At 41.8% G+C, this 20,713-nt stretch carries 14 protein-coding genes; 8 read left to right on the forward strand and 6 right to left on the reverse strand.

Features of this window, described 5'->3' with window-relative positions; genetic code table 11:
- Positions 1 to 21 precede the first annotated feature (21 nt).
- The 5 genes from FSB76_RS26800 to FSB76_RS26820 all read right to left on the reverse strand — a co-directional run bounded on the left by FSB76_RS26800 (position 22) and on the right by FSB76_RS26820 (position 7,565).
- The gene (locus tag FSB76_RS26800) at positions 22 to 3,123 is read right to left on the reverse strand and encodes an efflux RND transporter permease subunit (RefSeq protein WP_147058926.1); all 3,102 of its coding nucleotides are present in this window, start codon (positions 3,121 to 3,123) and stop codon (positions 22 to 24) included.
- Positions 3,123 to 4,076, reverse strand: a complete 954-nt coding sequence (locus FSB76_RS26805; RefSeq protein ID WP_147058928.1) for an efflux RND transporter periplasmic adaptor subunit — start codon at positions 4,074 to 4,076, stop codon at positions 3,123 to 3,125. Before FSB76_RS26805 ends, FSB76_RS26800 begins: the two co-directional genes overlap by 1 nt.
- 1 nt (position 4,077) lies before the next feature.
- The gene (locus FSB76_RS26810; RefSeq protein WP_147058930.1) at positions 4,078 to 5,313 is read right to left on the reverse strand and encodes a TolC family protein; all 1,236 of its coding nucleotides are present in this window, start codon (positions 5,311 to 5,313) and stop codon (positions 4,078 to 4,080) included.
- Positions 5,314 to 5,643: 330 nt separating this feature from the next.
- Positions 5,644 to 6,891, reverse strand: coding sequence for a sensor histidine kinase (locus tag FSB76_RS26815; protein WP_147058932.1), 1,248 nt, complete (start codon positions 6,889 to 6,891; stop codon positions 5,644 to 5,646).
- Positions 6,888 to 7,565, reverse strand: a complete 678-nt coding sequence (locus tag FSB76_RS26820; RefSeq protein WP_147058934.1) for a response regulator transcription factor — start codon at positions 7,563 to 7,565, stop codon at positions 6,888 to 6,890. The genes FSB76_RS26815 and FSB76_RS26820 overlap by 4 nt, the downstream gene beginning before the upstream one ends.
- A 268-nt stretch (positions 7,566 to 7,833) precedes the next feature.
- Here FSB76_RS26820 and FSB76_RS26825 point away from each other — a divergent pair, with 268 nt between their 5' ends.
- Positions 7,834 to 8,247: an EamA family transporter gene (locus FSB76_RS26825; RefSeq protein ID WP_147058936.1), complete on the forward strand. Its 414-nt coding sequence runs from the start codon at positions 7,834 to 7,836 to the stop codon at positions 8,245 to 8,247.
- A gap of 259 nt (positions 8,248 to 8,506) precedes the next feature.
- Positions 8,507 to 10,978 (forward strand): TonB-dependent receptor domain-containing protein, encoded by a 2,472-nt coding sequence (locus FSB76_RS26830; RefSeq protein WP_158642994.1) that lies wholly within the window; start codon positions 8,507 to 8,509, stop codon positions 10,976 to 10,978.
- A gap of 138 nt (positions 10,979 to 11,116) precedes the next feature.
- On the opposite strand, the gene FSB76_RS26835 is transcribed toward FSB76_RS26830, so the two are convergent.
- Complete coding sequence (locus tag FSB76_RS26835; protein ID WP_147058941.1) at positions 11,117 to 11,746, reverse strand: DUF47 domain-containing protein; 630 nt, start codon at positions 11,744 to 11,746, stop codon at positions 11,117 to 11,119.
- A 289-nt stretch (positions 11,747 to 12,035) separates the two neighbouring features.
- Between FSB76_RS26835 and FSB76_RS26840 the strand changes: the two genes are divergently transcribed.
- The 6 genes from FSB76_RS26840 (at position 12,036) to FSB76_RS26865 (ending at position 20,680) form a co-directional block, all read left to right on the forward strand.
- Positions 12,036 to 12,239, forward strand: coding sequence for a hypothetical protein (locus tag FSB76_RS26840; protein WP_147058944.1), 204 nt, complete (start codon positions 12,036 to 12,038; stop codon positions 12,237 to 12,239).
- A gap of 210 nt (positions 12,240 to 12,449) precedes the next feature.
- Positions 12,450 to 14,828, forward strand: a complete 2,379-nt coding sequence (locus tag FSB76_RS26845; protein ID WP_147058946.1) for a carboxypeptidase regulatory-like domain-containing protein — start codon at positions 12,450 to 12,452, stop codon at positions 14,826 to 14,828.
- 249 nt (positions 14,829 to 15,077) lie between these two features.
- The gene (locus FSB76_RS26850) at positions 15,078 to 15,593 is read left to right on the forward strand and encodes a DUF2911 domain-containing protein (RefSeq protein ID WP_147058948.1); all 516 of its coding nucleotides are present in this window, start codon (positions 15,078 to 15,080) and stop codon (positions 15,591 to 15,593) included.
- 578 nt (positions 15,594 to 16,171) lie between these two features.
- Positions 16,172 to 17,254: a DUF3810 domain-containing protein gene (locus tag FSB76_RS26855; RefSeq protein WP_147058950.1), complete on the forward strand. Its 1,083-nt coding sequence runs from the start codon at positions 16,172 to 16,174 to the stop codon at positions 17,252 to 17,254.
- 703 nt (positions 17,255 to 17,957) lie between these two features.
- Entirely contained in the window at positions 17,958 to 20,150 is a 2,193-nt protein-coding gene (locus FSB76_RS26860; protein ID WP_147058952.1) for a penicillin acylase family protein, read from the forward strand.
- Between the two features lie 41 nt (positions 20,151 to 20,191).
- Positions 20,192 to 20,680 (forward strand): hypothetical protein, encoded by a 489-nt coding sequence (locus FSB76_RS26865; RefSeq protein ID WP_147058954.1) that lies wholly within the window; start codon positions 20,192 to 20,194, stop codon positions 20,678 to 20,680.
- Positions 20,681 to 20,713: the final 33 nt, after the last annotated feature.

Raw genomic sequence — 20,713 nt, forward strand, 5'->3', positions numbered from 1 at the left:
TTGAATCTGTAGAAATATTGGTTAAGCGGTATGTGTTTCCTGTATTTCTCCGGCAGGGAAATTGTAGCCTTTGCGGTAAATAATGCGCATCATACTTGGTAAAACAATGAGCAGCAACGGCAGTGCCGCTAAAAATCCACCTATAACAGCAATAGCTAAGGGCTGATGCAGCTGTGCGCCCGCACCAATGCCAAGGGCTAAAGGAGTTAAGGCGATTATGGCACCCAGCGCAGTCATCAGTTTGGGTCTTAAGCGCGTTGAAATGGAGTATATTATTGCTTCATCTACCGTTTTTGTACGGGCGCTTTCCTTAAATTGTAAAAAAGTGAATATGGCGTTTTCGCCAATAATACCAACTATCATAATAAGGCCGGTATAGCTGCCCACATTTAACGGCGTATTGGTAATAAACAACGCCAGGAAGCTTCCCGAAATTCCTAACACAGCCATTATTAAAATTAAAATGGCTATCCTGAACTCTTTAAATAAAAATAATATTACCCCAAAAACCAATAAGCTTGAAGTTACCAGGATAATTAATAATTCTTTAAATGATTGCTGCTGCTCGGCATATGCGCCGCCGTATTCAACATGGTAGCCTTTAGGCAGGCTTATTTTTGAACTGATGTTTTTTTGAATAGCCGGAATTACCGATCCTAAATCGCTGTTCTCCAACCTAGCTGTAATAACCCCCATTGATTGCAGGTCCTGGCGGTTAATTTCGGCATCGCCTGCACTTATTTTAACGGTAGCCAGCTGGCTGATAGGGGTTAATTTGCCGTTAGCCAAAAATACGTTCAGGTTTTTGATGGCGTTGATGTTTAATGACCTGTTGCCCGGGTACACCATCCGGATGGGTGATAGCTGCAGGGCCTCATAAATGTTACCAACTACATTACCATCAAGGGCGGTTTGCGCCTGGAATTGCAGGGATGCCGGAGTGATATTATATTGGGCCAGTTTTTTATAATCGGGGATGATACTTACCGACGGGCCGGCAATTACAATACCGTCAAAAACATCGGCGGTGCCTTTAACCGCGCTAACCTCGGCTGCTATTTGTTTAGATAAGCTTTGTAAAACATGCTGATCGTCGCCAAAAACTTTAATTTCAATGGGCTGGGTCGAACTCATTAAATCGCCCAGCATATCTGTAATTACCTGGCCAAAATCAACCCGCAGTGCGGGCTGCGTTTTTTCAATTTCGGCCCTTATGTCGCTGGTTACCTCTTCGGTGGTTTTTTCGTGTGTCTTTTTTAGTTGTATCAGGTAATCGCCGGTGTTGGGTTCTGTAATAAAAAAGCCCATTTGCGTTCCCGTGCGGCGCGAATACGCGGCCACATCCGGGTGTTTGGTAATAATTTTTTCAATTTCCCGTAGCATACGGTCGGTTTCTTCCAGCGATGTACCCGGGGGCGAGCTATAGTCAAGTACAATGCTGCCTTCGTCCATATCAGGTAAAAAACCGGTTTGCAGTTGGGATGGAATTAATACTATAGCCACAATAAACCCGATGATGATGGCGATACCTATAAATGGTTTCAGAATAAAAAACGATACCCAGCCCTGTCTTTTTACTTCGTGTGTTTCTTCTTTAGCGTTGCCTGCATGGCCGTGATGGTTGCGGGTTAAAAACAGGTAGATAACAGGCAGCCCTATCCAGGTAACAAAAAACGAGCAGATGAGGGTAATGATCATGGTATTGGTCATTACTTTAAAATATGCGCCTGCAACTCCTGTCATCAACAGAAAAGGGATAAAAATCACGATAGTGCTTATTGATGAACCCAACATAGCCGGAAACAGGTAATCGATAGCCTTTTTGAGCAGCCTGCTGGTAGGTTCGTCGGGGTGCTCTTCATGCGTGCGATGAATTTGTTCAACTACCACAATGGCATCGTCAATAATTAAACCTATGGCTGCAGCTATGGCGCCAAGCGTCATGATGTTAAAGGTATAGCCAAGTACATACAACACAATAAGCGTAAGCCCCAGCGTAACGGGGATGGTTATGAGGATGGTGGCGCTTGCCTTTAATGAACGCAGGAAAATGATAGCTACAATGATAGCCAGTAACAGGCCTATCCAAACACTATCGGTAACGCTTTTAACCGAATCGTTCACAAAATCGGCCTGTACGTAGTAGGGTTTTATGGTTACGTCTTTTGGCAGTATTTTTTGCAGCGCCACAACTTTGGCCGCCATATCTGTTGATAAAGTTATCAGGTTGGCTCCGGGTTGTTTTATTACGGCTATCAACACGCCATCGTGCCCGTTGGCATTTATTTTGGTATATTCAATGCCCTCGCTTATTTGTACCGATGCTATATCTTTTACCTGGATAACCCTTTTGCCGTTATTGCTGATAATCATGTTTTCCAGCTGATCTTTACCGGTTACGGTTGCATCGGTTACGGTAAGATACAGCATTTTATAATCAGACAGGTAGCCTTCTGATTTGATGAAGTTGGTTTGCGCCAATGAGTTGCTGATCATATCCGGCGTTAACGACAAAGCTGTCATTCGCTCGCGGTTAAGCACCAGCCAGTATTCTTTGGTTTTGCCGCCTATTACCCTGATTTCGGATACGCCGTTAATTTGTGATAAAAACGGTTTTACTGTGAATGTTGCCAATTGTTTTAACTCAATCGGCGACCTTTCATGGCTCTCCAGCGTGTACCCGCTCACAGGTAAAATAGAAGGGTTCATTTTTTCGACAGAGATATTTACCCCGGCCGGCAATGAGTTTTGAATCTTAGCTATCTGCGATTCTATTTGTTGCTTGCTCAGGTCAATGTCTGCGCTCCAATCCATGTAAGCCGATATTTCGGCACTGCCGCGGCTGGTGGTGCTGCGCACAATTTGTAAATCGGGTACCTGCTTTATCGCGTTTTCCAGCGGTTTGGTAACCGTTATCATCATCTGATTAACGGGCTGTAAACCGGCATCGGCAATTACTTTTATTTTAGGAAAGGTAATCTCGGGAAAAAGGGATGTTTGCAGTTTGGTATAGGCAAAAATACCCCCCATTAATATTAACGATAATACAAGCAGTAAAGGCTTACGGTAAAAAATGAAAAAATTTTCGACCTTATCAATTTTAGTATCTGCAACTTTTGCCATTACTGTACAATTTTAACTTTAGCGGTATCGGCCAAACCGTAGTTGCCGCTGATGATAATTTTATCCTGGCCCGAAAATTTAGGCGATATGATCTCGACCCTGTCGCCGCTTTCAATGCCTTTTTTCACCGGAGTTTTCACAGCGGTGTTTGCATTAATCAATTTCATTACCCAAAACTCTGTTTGAGTTTCGTTTGATAAAATGGCCGAATTGGGCAGCGATATGGTATTTGTTTTAGCTGTTTTTACTATGCGCGCCCGTGCTACCAGGTTTTCGGGAATCTGGGTTGATGTATTTACCTTGATAACCACACCCTGGGTTTGTGATAACGTATCAACCGCGGGCATAAACGAGGCAACGTTGCCATTTAATTTGGTGCCGTCGGGCAGGGTAAGCAATACATCCTGGTTGTTTGACACAGATCCGCGTAATTCATACGGCAATTGCATAATAAATACAAAACTGCTCCTGTCGCTTATTACTGCCAGTTGTTCGCCGTCCTGCACATAATCGCCCAATTGGTGATTTAACTGGGTAATGTAACCATGTTCAGATGCTTTGATTTTATTAACACCCGAGAATTTGAAAGTGGTATCTAATATATTAATGCTGTTGCCTATGCTTTGTGCTTCTTTGGTTTTTATAGTAAACAATACCTCGCCTTTATTTACATAATGCCCAATTTGCGCATTTACCTTTTGTATATAACCAATAGCGTTTGCCTTTACAAAGTTTTTTTGAAGGAAAGACGAGGTTGCGTTTAACTCAATATAATTGGTAAGCGAACTTTGGTCAATTGTGGTAACCTTTACCGGGGTTTCGGTTACGGGACCGGCTGCTTCGCCGGTATCGGCTGCGGGGGCGCTTCCTTTGCATGAACAATAAATTAATGCCACTGCTGCAATAATCAGGATGTTTTTTGAACGGGAATAGGCTGTAGGATATATTTTCATGTTATTTATTCCAGTAGTTTAGTTGGTTTACCAGCTGAAGCCTGGTTATAGTGGTTTGTGTAAGCAGGTTGGTTATAGTATAGTAGCTATTAACGGCCAGTATCAAATCGGCAATTTTTACGTCGCCGGTTTGCATCAATTGTGTATCAACTTTAATGAGGCTTTCGGCGTATTTTATCTGCTCTTTAATTTGGTTAATAAGGTTATCATTCTCATTTATCTGTTGGTTAAGCTGCGCTATTTGTTGCTGATATTGCGTTTTGAAAAAAGCCTTATTGGTAGCATGGGTCTCTTGTTGCAGCTTTAACTTTTTGTACATGAGTTTACGTTGCCCGCCATCATAAATAGGCATGGTAATGCTGAAACCAATGCTGGTACCAAAGTTTTTATAAGGCTGCGCGCCAAAATCGGTATTAAAGCCGCCATCGGCAAAAATGTTGGCTTTGGGCCTGTAGCTAATGTCAATCAAATCTCGTTGGTTAAGCAACCGCAAACTATCCGATTTAAATTGCCTGAAAAATATACTTTCAGATTCGGCAGCGGTTGCCGTTTTTTGAATCACCGGCTCGGCTATTTCTGCAGCACTGGTATCGGCCACACCGGCCAGGTAGCTAAGTGTTGCATAATCATTTTTATATTGTATTTGCGCCTGCGATAATTGCAGTTGCTGCTGTTTTAAAGTAACTAAAAAGGCAAGGTATTCACTTTGTTTGTAAACGTTATTGCGGGTAAGTTTTTTTAAAAAGCCCTCTTCTTCGGTAAGCAGCTTTACCACATCGGTATTAAATTTTACCTGCTGCAGGCTGCCGTAGGCGGTTATATATTGGGTAGTAATGGTTCTGTTTAAATCCTGAACCGACAGTATGGTTGTGTTATTAACCGAGTCGCGCTGCAGGTTTATTCCGGCCAGTTGGGCGTTTAGGTTCCGTTTGCCAACAATTTGTTTGTTTACTCCCAGCAGTGCGCTAAAAGTTTGCACGTTGGTAATAGCCCCGGCGTACCCGTAACCACCAATAACCGGCGCAAAATATCCATTGCTGTTGGCATTTACCTGTGGTTTAAGCCCGGCCCGCAGCCTTAAGCTATCAATTTGCGTAGCAGCAAGCTGGTTGCGTAAATCCTTAAGTAAGGGACTGTTGTTTTTAGCAAGCTCTAAATAATGATCGAGCGTGTATGTTTGTGCCCTGGCGGCGGTACAGGTAACTGTAAATAATAGAAGGCCGAAAAACCACTTCATTAACTAATGTATAAGTTCATTTAAACATAGCTAAAGTATTGCATAAATCTGTAATAATTTAGGATGGTAACAGTCTGTTTACGTTTGCGCAGCGTATTTTCCATGGTAATTTATGAATAAGAAATTTAACAGTTTATTTGTTTAGTTATAAAAGGCTGTCTGAAATGATAAGCCGGGTAACAAGGCGGGTATTTGATATAGATATGGGTAGTGCCTGCAGCACTTTCACAACTGTTTAAATAGTCCACGGGTTAAAACCCGTGGCTATAATATGTTTCGGGCCGATGGCCCTTAGCGGCAAAAGCCAAAAACTTATAAAAACTTTTTATATCAAAAAAACATACAAAAGGTGTGGTATGGTTTTGAATACCGGTAGGTGAGCGAAAAATTAAGACTCTGGCAAATTTGTTTGCTGATGGTAAGCCCAAGTCCGCTGCCATCAGACTGGGCTGACTTATGAAAACGGGTAAATATTTTGTCCACGTCCAGGGGTTCGTCGGCGCCCGTATTTTTAATAGTTAATGCTGCTGTGGTCAGGTCAATCACAATTTCGCCGCCTGCATGATTGTGCCGCACGGCATTAATGATCAGGTTATTTAATAAAATTTCAATAAGGTACCTGCTTCCCGAAATTTCTTTGTCCTCCAGCCGGGCGGTTACCGTAATTTGTTTATCCGCAAAAATATCTTCCATCTGTAGCAGCATTTCATCAATTAACTGTTTAAGGTTGATGGTTTGCTGATCTGTAAGCAAGCGGTTTTCTATTTTTACCAACAGTAATAACGATTGATTAAGCCGGCTTAACCGGGCTACTGCGCTATACAGGTCATTAAGTAGTTTGCTTTGCCTGTCGTTAAAGTTTTCGGATTGTATTAAGGTATCTAATTTGGAGTTGATGACGGCAATGGGCGTAAGTAATTCGTGCGATGCATTTTCGGTAAATGTTTTAAGCTCTTTATAATCATGCTTTGCCCTGATGGTCATGGCCGTGGCTGCCTGGTTTAAATCGGCAAACTCATCAATGCGGGTTTCGGTTTGGGTAATTTCTTTATTATCAGTGATGTTAAATAGTTTCATCTCCTTTAAAATGGCATGGAACGGCTGCCAAAGGCGATTTAGAATAAGCCTGTTGGCAACAAGCAATACCAGTAATAAAAACAAAATCAATCCAAAAGTTATGGTGAAGATAATCTGGATCAGGTCTTCAGTTTCTACCTTCGATTCAACGATCAGGATTTTATAGTATTTGCCGTTAACCGTAATTGAGCTGATAAGCCCGCGACCGGATTCAACTTCGTCCTTATCTTTTTTATATAGGGTGTCAATAAATTCGCGCGTAACGGAATTGGGGGCTGCCGAGGTAAAGCTTATCTGCTGATCTTTAGATTCAAAAACCTGGGGGAGTTGTTTGTTGAGTTTTACGTAATCAAAAACTTCATCCTCCTCAACCTTTAAAGATTTATCGGCCTGGTCAATTAATATCCAACTGATGGCCTGGTAGTATATAATGCCCGTTATAAGCATTACTGCTATAGTGGTAACAATATTTACCCGGTTATATAAGGTGATAAGTTTCATTGCCCGGCAAATTTATAGCCCATGCCGTAAGCCGCCTGGATATAATCGTTGGCGCCGGCTTCTACCAGCTTTTTGCGGATATTTTTAATGTGCGAGTAGATGAAATCGAAATTGTCGGCTAAATCGATGCCGTCGCCCCAAAGATGCTCGGCTATGGCATTTTTTGATACTACTTTGCCTTTGTTGGCAATAAAATAAATAAGCAGCGCAAACTCTTTACGGGTAAATTTAAGCGACTTGTCATGCACGCTCACCGTTTTGGCTTGCAAATCGATGCTGATTTCGTTAAAAGTAAGCAGGTTGCTGCCGTTATACATTTTACGCCTGATAATGGCCGATACCCTTGCCTTAAGCTCCGACAGGTGAAAGGGCTTTACCAGGTAATCATCGGCGCCCAGATCCAGGCCCTGCAAGCGGTCGTCAAGGGAGTTTTTTGCCGATATAATGAGCACGCCATCCTGATGATTATTGTCTTTTAACCGTTTAAGTATATTGATACCATTGCCGCCGGGCAGGGTAATATCAAGCAAAATGCAGTCGTAACTATACATTTCTATTTTGGAAATGGCTGCGGAGTAGGTAGCGGCGGTTTCGCAAATATTCCCCGCCTCGGTAAAGTACTCTTCAATACTCTCGCGCAGGCCTTCTTCGTCTTCAATGATTAGTAGCTTCATTAGGTTGTACGTTGTGCTTTATGTTATACGTTGTACGTTTTAAGTTGTACGTTGCGCATTCATTATAATATATAATGCAATTATGTAAAGTTAGTAGCCCAATTTGTATACATTTTGGATTTGAACAAATTTACTACAGGTTTGTGAAGCAAATTAGCCTATTAATTGTTGATAATTTACAAAAACGTACAACGTATAACTTTCAATCTACAACTTAATTGTTGATAATTTAAAAACGTACAACGTATAACTTAAAACCCAAAAAACTATGTGGTGGATTTACGCTCTATTATCGGCATTGTTTGCCGCGTTAACTGCAATATTTGCCAAAATAGGCATTAAAGGAGTAGATACCGACCTGGCAACCGCCATCCGTACCGTGGTTATTCTGATACTTGCCTGGGCCATTGTGTTGTTTAAGGGTAGTAACCAGGGTATAAGTGGTTTAACCAAAACCAACTGGACATTTCTGATTCTGTCCGGCTGTGCTACCGGCCTGTCGTGGATTTGCTATTTCAGGGCCTTACAGTTGGGCAAAGTATCGCAGGTAGCCCCGGTTGATAAGTTAAGCGTTGCGCTGGCCATTGTATTGGCTGTAGTATTTTTAGGCGAGCCGCTGACGTTGAAGAACGGGATAGGGGCCTTATTGATTATAGCGGGAACTTTGGTGCTGATATTTTAAAAGAGAATCAAAAGTTAAGAGTCAAGAATCAAGGTTGAAGCAGCAAGTTAACCAATGTCAACCCGCGCTTAAGACAGAAGCGGAAAACTTAGCGAATGTCGCCAGTTCTTTTCGTCTTAACGCTTAATTCTAACCTCTTGATTCATATTCATTGTAACAAATTTGAAAGAATTAACCTTAATGTAACAATAACACAACAAATCAGAATTTATCCAATGTTTGTCTTCAAATTCGCACCCAAATGAGCGATTTTAAGATAATGAAGACCCGATATATACTACTACTTTTATTTGTACTGGTTACCATAAACGCCTGGGCACAGGCGCCTGCCCCCAAAGGCAAAATAAGCGGCAAGGTTACCGATGCCGCTACAAAACAACCCGTTGACTATGCTACCATATCTGTTTATAAACAAGGTGTGGCAGCTCCGTTTAATGGCATTAGCACGGACCCGAAAGGTAATTTTACTGTAGATCAGATTCCGCCGGGCGAATACCGCATTACCGCCGACTTTTTGGGTTACCAGCGTACTACAGTTGACCATGTAATAGTTAAAGCCGGCGGTACTACCAACCTGGGCGAGGTGTTGCTGTCGCCAAACACCCACCAGTTAAAAGATGTAACGGTTACAGCTACTACCCCTACGGTTCAAAACAAAATTGATAAAATGGTATACAACCCTCAAAACGACCTGAGTGCGCAGGGTGGTGTTGCTATAGATATCCTTAAAAAGGTACCGCAAATTACCGTTGATATTGATGGTAATGTGGAGTTACAGGGTAATGCCAATATCCGGTTTTTAATAAATGGCAAACCATCCAGCATATTTGGCGCCAGCCTTGCCGATGCCCTGGCCAGCATCCCCGCCAGCCAGATCAAAAGTATTGAGGTGGTTACCAGTCCCGGTGCTAAGTACGATGCCGCAGGTACAGGTGGTATCATTAATATTATTTTAAAAGATAGCCGGGTTGAGGGTGTAAACGGCAGCGTTAACTTATCGGCCGGAACGCGCCGCGAAAACGGATCATTTAACCTGAACATGCGTAAAGGTAATTTTGGAGTTAACGCGTTTTTTAGCGGTAATGCGCAGATAAACAGCAACGCACCCAATACAAGCAACCGTACATCCACAGACGGACTTGGAAACACTACCACTCTTTTTCAGCAGGGCAGTAATAATTTTAAACGTAACGGTTACCAATCGGGGTTAAACTTTACCTGGAACATTAGCAAACACGATGATCTTACCGCGTCGGTGGGCTTTAACCACTTTGGTAACCATGGCAGCGGCTTAACCAACCAGGACGAAAATAAAGTGGACCCGAACGGAATAGAACTTTCTGATATCAAAACCCTGCGCACATCAAGCAGTAAGTTTAGCGGTACATCAACAGATGTGAGCCTGGCCTACAAAAAAACGTTTGAGAAAGAAGGGCAGGAGCTTGATATATTATATTCATCGAGCTTTGGCAATAATAGTTTTAGTTCGTCGCAACTGTTACAGAACTTACAGGCCGGAACTATACCTACCGGTATTACCAATAATAATCCGGGTAAGGATAAGGAAACCAACATCTCGGTTGATTACACGCATCCTGTAAGCAAAAATTTTACAATTGAAACGGGTGGTAAGCTTGATTTTAACCACATTAACAACAATGTAGTTACCGATACCTTGTTAAACGGTGCCAACGTGCCCAACTATAACCAAACCTATGGTTTTACTTATGACCGAAAAATTTATGCTTACTATTTATCGTTAACTACTTCGGTATTCAATAACTTTTTAGATATCAAGGCTGGGTTAAGAGATGAATATACAGTAACCACTGCCGACTTTAAAAATACCAATATCCCCAATTACAACATATTAGTACCATCATTGGTGTTCTCGCATAAAATAAGCGAATCGCAATCGGTTAAATTAAGTTATACCCGCAGGATTGAGCGCCCGGATTATGGCGACCTGAACCCTTTTCTTAACATCAGCGACACGCACAACATAAGCACCGGCGATCCTAACCTGAAACCGGAACGTGGCGATAATTTTGAATTGGGTTACAATAAATCGTTTGATGGTGGTGCCAACATTAATATAGCCGCGTTTTACCGTAAAAACACTGATGACTTGCAGCGCTTTACCACTTTTTATGATACTTTAACAATTGATGGCAGCACCTATACCAATGTATCGTTAACAAAGCGGTATAATCTCGGTTCTGAGGAGCGTGAGGGTGTTAACATTTACGCGTCGGTACCTATCACTAAAGCATTTAACCTGCGCACCAACATGATTTTTTCGAACCGTACCAGCAACAACCCGGGCAGCCCAAGTGTTAGTGGTTTTACTTATCGCTTAAATTTAAATGCCCAGTACAACTTTGGTCATGATTTAAGCGCCGAGTTTTTTGGTAACTATAATTCATCACAAAGAAGCATCCAGGGAACGCAGCCTAAATTTGTGTTTTACAACATTGCCATGCGTAAAATGTTCATGAACAAAAAGGCAAGTATTGGCCTTACTGCATCAAATCCGTTTGCCAAATATGTAAGCCAAAGTTCCACCACATATGGTACCGGCTTTAATCAAACCAATATCCGGTATGTACCCATACAATCTTTCGGCATAAGCCTGAGCTATAAATTTGGCAAGCTTGAATTTAAAAAAGACAGAGAGAAAGATGATAATGGCGGCAAGCAAGATGATATGCCTGCTGATAAAGGGAAGTAAAAGCCTCACCTAAATCCTCTCCAAAGGAGAGGACTTTTGATTTGCATATCAAATAAAAGAGCGATGAATTATAAACTCATCGCTCTTTTTGCAAATCTTTTTTATCTCCCTCTCCTTTGGAGAGGGCCGGGGTGAGGCCTATCCGTTCTTTATCAAAATGCTTTCAATAATCAGAGTGGCATCTTCGCAGCTATCAGTTGCCGTTTCCATCGCCATAAAAACATCTGTGTATTTTATAAGTTGTATGGCATCGGTTTCGTTGGCCAGTAAATCGGCAAATGCTTCATTGTAAACAGTATCGGCCTGGTATTCCAGTTGTTTGATGCTGTTACAAATTTCGAAAATATGTGCCGAATTACCCAGGTTATTCATGGCCTTAACGGCACTTTCAAGCGCTTGTGTAGTTTGCAGGATAAGATTAGCAAGATTGATAATAGGAGGGGTTATTTTAGGTACATCATACAGGTTTATCCTACGCGATGCCATAGCTATGCTATCTGCCACGTCATCAATGGCTGCCGCAAGTTCGCACATATCTTTACGCTGAAAGGGAGATATAAGCGTACGTCCCGATTCGGTAAACACCTGGTGTGTAATTTCGTAACTTTTTGTTTTTAGCTTATCAATGTGTGTAAACTGAAATTTTTGCTCGTAGGTATCAGTGGAGTTCACCGCGGTATTAAGCAGGGTTGCCATTTGAGTGGCATTGTCAACCGCCCGGTTAAATAAATCATAAAAAACCTGGTTTGAGTTGGGGAATATCGACATCTATTGAAATTTTTTATGATACTTTTTAAGTAAAAATCAATTTAACAGTGTGTATACTAACTGTTTAGTATATGCTGGCTGTTTTTATTTTCGTGGCTAAATGTAACCATTAATTTGCAGCAATAGGTCACGGAATTGTTAATCCAATGTTAATTAAATGTTATCAAATTATTGGCACTGTACCTGGCCGTTAAATAAATTTCACCGGCAAAAAAAGCTATGTAACATTTACTGTTTTTTAAAACAATAACACCATAATATATATTACATTAATATTAAGTAAACCGTTATGAAACCCGCTGATAAACATTATAAATTCATAAACAGTAAAACTGGTTATGCAATTTATTACCACTCCCTAAGCAGCGACCTCAACGCCACAGAGATCAAAAATCAACTGCAGGACATTAAAGCCCGTGTGGCCATACAAAATGGCATTTACCTGGAAACTGTATATTGGGAAGAGATAAAGGAAAATGCCGAAATACAGTAGTAGAGTCAAGAAGCAAGAATCAAGAAAAGAATTGGCACGTAGATTATCCGATTTCAATAAAACATTGGCCCACGAACAAAATATTTAGGTTTGAGCATTTTGCGCTTGTCTTGATTCTTGGCTCTTGACTCTTATTTTATTTGTTTTGTGCGGTTAATTGAGGTATATTTAATCACCAATTTAAATCACCTCTTTTTAAACACTTCCCGCATGAAAAAGATAGTACCTGCACTTTTTTGCGCCTTATGTTTTTGTGCACCCGCGTTTTCGCAGGATGCCAAAGCGCCGCTTTCGTTAGACGGAATAGTATCACGCCTGCAAACCTTATCAACCACAAAAGCCATCGAAAAAGTTTATCTGCACTTTGACAGAACAACATACAGTGCCGGCGATACCGCCTTTTTTAAGGCCTACCTTACACTTGGCGAGCAACACCAGCTATCAAAGTTGAGTGGTGTATTGCACGCCGACCTGGTGAACCCCAACGATTCGTTGGTAAAATATATCACCCTACAGGTTAACAACGGCCTGGCCTGGGGCGATTTTCCTTTGCCAAACAGCCTGCCAAAAGGTATTTATCATATTAAGGCTTATACCAAATGGATGCTTAATAGCGCCGACCCTAATGTTTTTGACCAGCCTATTATAATTACCAGCCCGGTATTGCCAACGCGCGTACTATCAGCTCAGCAAACTAAAATTGCCAATAAATACGATATTCAATTTTTTCCGGAGGGCGGCACCTTTGTAAATGATATTCCGGCTAAACTGGCTTTTAAGGCTATTGATCATAATGGCATGGGGGCCAGTGTTAAGGGCGTGGTTGTAGATAACCTGAATGCCGAAATAACCAAATTTGAAACCCGACACCTGGGGATGGGTATTATTAACATAACCCCCGTTGAAGGCAGAACCTATAAAGCCAAACTTACCTATGCCGATGGAACCAACGCCACGGTTGATTTGCCAAAGGCCGACGAAAAGGGAATGGCACTGCTTGTAAATAATACCAACCCCGATAAGCTATTAATTGAAATTAATGCCAACCGGGCCTATTACCTGGCCAATAAAAACAAAGAAATTGGCATCGCTATTTATTCGGGTGGCGGGGCTGTGCGGTCGGTAAAAACAACTCTAGATGGACAGGTACTTGATCTTAACCTGGGTAAAAAAGACTTTCAGACGGGCATCGTACGGGTAACACTGTTTTCGCAAACCGGCGAGCCGATGAACGAGCGGCTTTCATTTATTCAGAACGATGACCTCATGAATTTGCAAACGGCGGTAAATAAATCATCATATACAACCCGGGAAAAGGTACATCTTACGCTTAATGCCAAAAAGGACGATAAACCGGTTGTTGGTTATTTTTCTGCATCGGTAATTGATGCTACGAAAATACCTGTGGATGAAAGTGCCGAAACTACTATTTTAACCCACCTGCTGCTCACATCTGATTTGAAAGGTTTTGTTGAGCAGCCCAATTATTATTTTAACCGTGTTACTAATGATACCCGCGCCGATTTGGATGTGCTGATGCTTACCCAGGGTTATCGGCGGTTTGAGTGGAAACAATTGCTTGGCAACGATGAGACTACGGCGTTGGCGTATCCTGTTGAAAGAGGACTGGATATATCAGGCACGGTTAAGGCTAATAGCGGCACGCCGGTTGCCAATGGCAATGTAACATTGCTTGCAAAAAATGGAGGCAGTATGTTAACGCAGGTTACCGATGCCAATGGCAGGTTCAACTTCCCAAACCTGGCTTACTCAGATAACACCCCCTTTGTAATCCAGGCGAAAACCGCTGATGGAAAAAATAACATACAGATAATTATGGATCAACCTAAGGAATTGACGCTGACGCTTGATAATAACAAATTGGCGGGTGGCAACAATATGGAAAAAAGTGATGGCAAAACCGCCCCGGCATCTGTTTACATGGCCGATGCAAGCGGTAAACTATTAAAGGAGGTAATTGTAAAAGACAAATACTTAGAGTCGCATACCAATACCATTACCGATTTTGCCGATCAATCCGGATTGGGACGTAGCCTGGAGGGGCGCCTGCCGGGAGTTTCATTAACCAACGGCGTGCCTTATTTGCGCGAAAGGGTAGGGATTTCAGAAGCAGGCCCCATGCTGGTAATTATAGATGGCGTGCAGGGCGGATCCATTACCGATTTAAATGTATCGGATGTGGAGAGTGTTAAAATGTTAAAAAATGTTGATGCCGCCATTTACGGCTTCCAGGGATCAAATGGCGTTTTAGTAATCACAACAAAAAAGAATAAGGGCCAGGCTGTAAATAAAAAACTATCGCCCGGGCTTATTACTTATGCGCCCAAAGGTTTTTACAAAGCCCGTACGTTTTACTCGCCTGCTTATGGTGGGTCGGTTAAGCAGGCCAATAAAGCAGATGATCGTGTCACCATTTATTGGAACCCCGACGTTGTTACTGATAAAGATGGGAGCGCATCATTTGATTTTTACAATGCCGATGGCAAAGGCAATTATCGCGTAATTATTGAAGGTATAGATGATAACGGCAATGTGGGCCGCAGCGTTTATACTTATAAAGTTGAATAAATAAAAACCCTTGCCTTGCGGCAAGGGTCAAAAAAACCACAACAATTGTTTAACCTTCTGGCTATGTAAACCTTAAGGTCAATTCCTAACTGCAATGTGATTATTCTGAATGTATAACAATGCAGATTATCAATAGTTTTTATTTGATAGCATGTTTTTATAAATGCCGAACACTTTTATTTAATTTATCAATTGCTGCCCCACAAAATTTCGCCCTATATTTATGCCAAATAAATCATGAGAAATATTATGAACAAACCTTTTCAATTTAAAGCAGCATTTGTTTTTGCATTTGCCTTATTTTTAAGCAGCCTGGCCTTTGCACAGGAAAAACCAGCCAGTCCGCACGATAGTACAAGCGCTACAGTTGCAGGCTCATTAATTAAAATCAAATACGGAAGTCCGTATGTAAAAGGCCGTAAAATATTAGGCGAATTGGTGCCGTTTGATAAAGTATGGCGTGCCGGTGCCGATTCGGCAACCAGTTTTACAACCAGCAAAGCAATAAAGGTTCAAGGTAAAGCTCTTCCGGCCGGCAGGTATGCCTTTTTTGTAATTCCATCTGCAAGCGGTACATGGACTATCATTTTTGATAAAAACCCTAAACAATGGGGAGCTTACACTTATAAGCCAGAAAACGACCAGCTGCGGGTAACAGTTAAAGGCAAAACCGCGCCCAAAGCCGAAAGCCTTACCTATACCATTACACCAAAAGGTTTCAACCTGAAATGGGATACCTTTGTTGTACCGGTGGCCATTAAATAAGTATTTAATTTAGCCCGAATACCAAAAGAGCCCCTTTAAGGGGCTCTTTTGGTATTCCACAATTAGGAAAAACTGCTTAAAAGCTATTTGAAATTAAAAAACTGCCGTCATCGCGAGGTACGAAGCGATCCCCGATATGCTAAGTCCCACATAGTTCGGGATTGCTTCGTGCCTCAAAACAACATGCTTGTAAGTTGCTGACAGTCAGTGTTAAGTATCCGTCATTGCGAGGTACGAAGCAATCCCCTACGTGCTAAGCCCCACATAGTTCGGGATTGCTTCGTACCTCGCAATGACGGTAGTTTATTGCATTCGTTTACCTATATCCGTCGAGCGTCATAATATTTTTTTTCAGGTTTCACCTGATAGATACTTGCAATGACGGTTGTTTAGAACACTTGTTTAACTATTATCGCTCACTTCATAGCGATTTTTTTAAGGTTTTAGCTGCTGGATACTTGCAATTATTTGTGGATATGAGCTTCCTAAGAAATATAAAAACAGCCATAATTAAATTTAGACAGCCTCTTAAAGGTAAAGCTTTGCTATATTGGCTTGGTTAACATCTATAGTGTACAATGCGTAGCTATTTCAACAAAAATCCATTCCTTAAAAGAATAACAGCCATATTGCTTTTAGCTTTGGCCATTTTTTTGTTGATGCTGCTGGCCGGTTATCCTGCATTGGTGGAGCGTTATTATTCTCAGGGGTTTTATAAGCTCATTTGCTGGGTTTTTCATCCGGTTTTTAACTTATTTCCCTTTAGCGTAGGCGATTTGCTTTATACCGCAATTATTTTGGCAATAGTTTTAGCTATCATCAGAATGGTGAAGCTGCTGGTTAAAAAGCAGTTTAAAAAAATTGGATTGCAATTGCTGGGTTGGATAATAAGCATCCAGGTAGCGGTTGTAGCTTTTTATTTGTTTTGGGGGATGAATTATTTCAGGCCATCAGCCGCTGTACGCCTTAATTTAAGGGATACTACATTTACTACTGCCGATTTAAAAGCCGTAACCAAATTACTGATAGATAGCGCTAATGCCTGCCGCGCCAGGGTAACCGCTGCCGACCTGGCCCAAAGCAACAGCACAATTTATCAAACAGCTGTAAACGCGGTAAAAGCGCTCTCGGTCGACTCAGCCAATTTCCGTGCTTTTCAGCCTGCAATAAAGCCATCTATGATCACTTTCCTGCTGAATTATATAGGTACGTCTGGCTATTATAATCCATTTACCTCCGAAGCGCAGATTAACTATGCCATGCCGGTATTTAACAGGCCATTTGTGGCTTGTCATGAAATGTCGCACCAGATAGGGTATGGGGCCGAGGATGAGGCTGATTTTGCCGGCTTTATCATCGCTATAAAATCAAAAGACCGCTTGCTGCGTTACTCGGGCTATCACCTGGCGGTTGACGAGTTTATGCATACCCTGCGCCGGCGCGATACCCTGGCCCATAAGGAATTAAAAGCAATGGTATCAAAACAGGTGCACCAGGATTTTGTAACCGAACGTGCATACTGGATGGCCTATGAAAACCAGCTTAGCTGGATAAGCAGTATTTTTTACGATAATTTCCTGAAAGCAAACAACCAACCCCGCGGTTTGGCAACTTACAACCGCATGGTGTTACTGGTAATGGCCAAGTATAATGTTCATTAGTTCACTGGTTCATTAGTTCATTGGTCTTTGCAGGTGGTATTATGGCAGTTTAGTTTATTGGTTCACTTGTTCATTAGTTCATCGGTCTTTGCGGGTGGTATTATGGCAGGTTAGTTTATTAGTTCACTTGTTCATTAGTTCATTGGTCTTTGCGGGTGGTATTATAGCTTGTAATTATCAAGATAAACTGCTTTCACAAGTGAACAGATAAGCGTTGGAATATGTCATGGGATTTTGAAGGAGGCTGCTTTGAAAGCTAACTATTGGTTTTATCCGCCATCCACCAATGAACTAATAAACCAGTGAACCAATGAACTAAGTAAACCGCCATCCACCAATGAACTAATGAACCAGTGAACTAAATAAAAAATGCGTTCCGTATCTCACCCCGGAACGCACTGCAATATCATTTCTCACGTGATATTGTATCAACTAAACCTCAGATCTCATGTAAGATGATAAATCCAAGCTCTTATATTTACCGATGTAATAACCGATAAACAATTTTTTTATTATATTGTGTCAGCAGCTTTTAAAGCAGCTTTATTTTAATCTCACTGTAATAAATTACGAATAATTTAAAGCAAACGAAGATACGATATAAATATTACGTTTAAACGTTCAAATTTACCGCATATTATTAATAAGTGTCTATTTAACGTTACTTTATTTACTTAGATGTTTAGGTAAAATATTTGTTACCATGAAATTGAATTTAATTTTTATTTTATTATTTTCTTCGCTGTTTGTATCTGCTCAAAAAATTAACCCACAAGAAATTAAACGTGCGGGAGATTTAGCTAAAAGGGTAACTATCATCCGCGATAATTACGGCGTGCCACATATTTACGGAGAAACCGATGCCAGCGTAGTTTTTGGCTTGATGTACGCGCAGTGCGAAGATAATTTTAAAGGAATTGAACGTAATTACCTTTACCAGTTTGGTAAACAAACCGAAGTGGATGGCGAAAATAGCCTGGCTACGGATATCCAGTTACAATTAATTGCCGATAGTGCAGATGCTATAAACGATTATAAAACAAGCGCCCCTGCTTTCAGGAAACTATTGGATGCTTTTGCCGATGGTATAAATTATTACCTATACAAACATCCCGAAGTAAAACCCAAAGTATTTAAGCATTTTGAGCCCTGGTATGCGCTGATGTTTACCGACGGAAGCGTAGCCGCCACCGAAACAGGGGGCATTAAGCTGGATGAAACAAAAGAGTTTTATATAAATGGCGGCGATAAACTGGGTTATGTTCCAAATAGCCGGGCCAGAGCTTATGAATTTGTGAATGAACGTGAAACGGGGTCGAATGGGTTTGCTATTTCTCCATCGCGGTCGGCTTCCGGTCATGCTTTATTATATATCAACCCACATGTGCCTTTTTATTTCCGCAGCGAGGTTGAGCTGGTGAGCGAAGAAGGTTTGCACGCCTACGGTGCCGTAACCTGGGGACAATTTTTTATATACCAGGGTTTTAACAAACACTGCGGGTGGATGCACACCAGTAGCTATGCCGATGTAGCCGACTTGTATGCCGAAAAAATGGCAAAAAAAGACGGTAGGTGGTTTTACGAATACAACGGCACCCTTAAACCCGTTACCGAACGTAAATTGGTTATCAATATAAAAAAAGGCGATAAGCTTGAACAAAAAACAATAACCGGCTACTATACCCATCATGGCCCCGTAGTGGGGAGTCGCGATGGCAAATGGCTGGCGCTAAAGGCCAACAATCGCTCATATAATGCCCTGGTAGAATCATGGCAGATAACTAAGGCCAATAACCTGGCCGAATACAAAAAAGCCATGGACCTGGTATCTAACGCCACCAACGCTACTGTTTATGCCGATGACAAGGGCAATACCATTTTTTGGTATGGCAATTATATCCCCAAACGCGACCCCAAATATGACTGGAGTTTACCCGTTGACGGCAGCACAACGGCTACCGAATGGCAAGGTGTACACCGTTTAAGCGAAATTGTAACCACCACAAACCCTGCTACCGGCTGGATTCAAAATTGCAATTCTACGCCTTATACTGATGCGGGTGCAAGCAGTCCGGATAAAAGTAAGTACCCGGCTTATATGGCACCCGATGGCGAAAATTACCGCGCCATTACTGCTATTAACATATTAAAGAACGCTGAGGGCCTTACACTGGATGGCCTGATAGCAAAAGGGTATGACCACTACCTGGCTGCTTTTGACGATTTACTGCCTGCGCTATTTAAAGCATATGATGAAGCTCCTGACTCAGTAAAGTATTCAATATCAGATGTTATGAAAATATTGAAGCAGTGGGACAGGCGTACGGCCGCCAATTCGGTAGCAAGCTCATTGGCTATTGAATGGGGTACGGCTATGCTTAAATTACTCCCTCCGCCTAAAACCGACCAGGAAAGCACTTTCATTACCCGGCGTATTAAAACTCTTGCTGATAAAACCCCGGGCAACCAGCAACTTGAGCTTTTAAGCGCCGTTATGAAAAACCTGCAAAGCCGTTTTGGTACCTGGCAGGTGCAATGGGGCGATATGAACCGCTACCAGCGACCAGCCGATGGCATAACCTTTGATGATAAGCTGCCGAGTATCCCGGTGGGCTTAACGGGCTCTGGGTTTGGGCAATTGCCGTCGTTCCAGAGCCGTACGGTAAATACTTTGAAAAGGTATGGCTACTCGGGCAATAGTTTTGTTGCCGCGGTTGAATTTGGCCCCAGGATAAAGGCTAAAAGTATCATGACCGGCGGGCAGTCATTTGATGCCACATCAAAAAACTTTACCGACCAGGCGCAGGGTATTATTGAAGGTAAGTTTAAGGATGTTTTATTTTACCGCGAAGATGTGCTGAAACATGTAAGTAAAAGCTATCATCCGGGCAGTTAATTTAGTTGCAGAAAAAAGTATATTTGGATACAATAACAAAAATGAAAAAGTTCCTGTTTGTGGCTTTATTATGTTTTTGCGGCGCCAACCTGTTTGGCCAAAGCATAACAGTTAATGACCTTACCAATTTAACCAACCTAACAAACGCCGATGCGCACAAATACCTGGTTTTGGCGAAAGGCTTTAAAAAGGCCTATACCCAGGAACTTGATGGTAATACTATTGAGCATTTGAGTAAAACGGATGCGGAAAAAAAACAAGAATCAGTAGATATTGGGGTAGCCTTGAAGTTAAGCAGCGGAGCAATATTGCGTACCGTAACCTATAAAACAGCACGCACCGAACAAATTTTCCATCTAATTTCACAGGCGAAAAGCCAGGGCCTGCCCATGAAATTCCAGGGGGCCGATACAATAAATAACATTTACCAGTTTGATAACGACTTTTTTCACATCGTAATGTATATCAGCCGTGATAATACTTCGGGCTATGTAGAGGTTAAGCAAAAAGAATATGTTGGCTTTGATTGATAGGAGCATTTTAGTTATCTTGAGTAGCAAAGT

The organism is Mucilaginibacter ginsenosidivorax (assembly GCF_007971525.1).
Taxonomy (GTDB): domain Bacteria; phylum Bacteroidota; class Bacteroidia; order Sphingobacteriales; family Sphingobacteriaceae; genus Mucilaginibacter; species Mucilaginibacter ginsenosidivorax.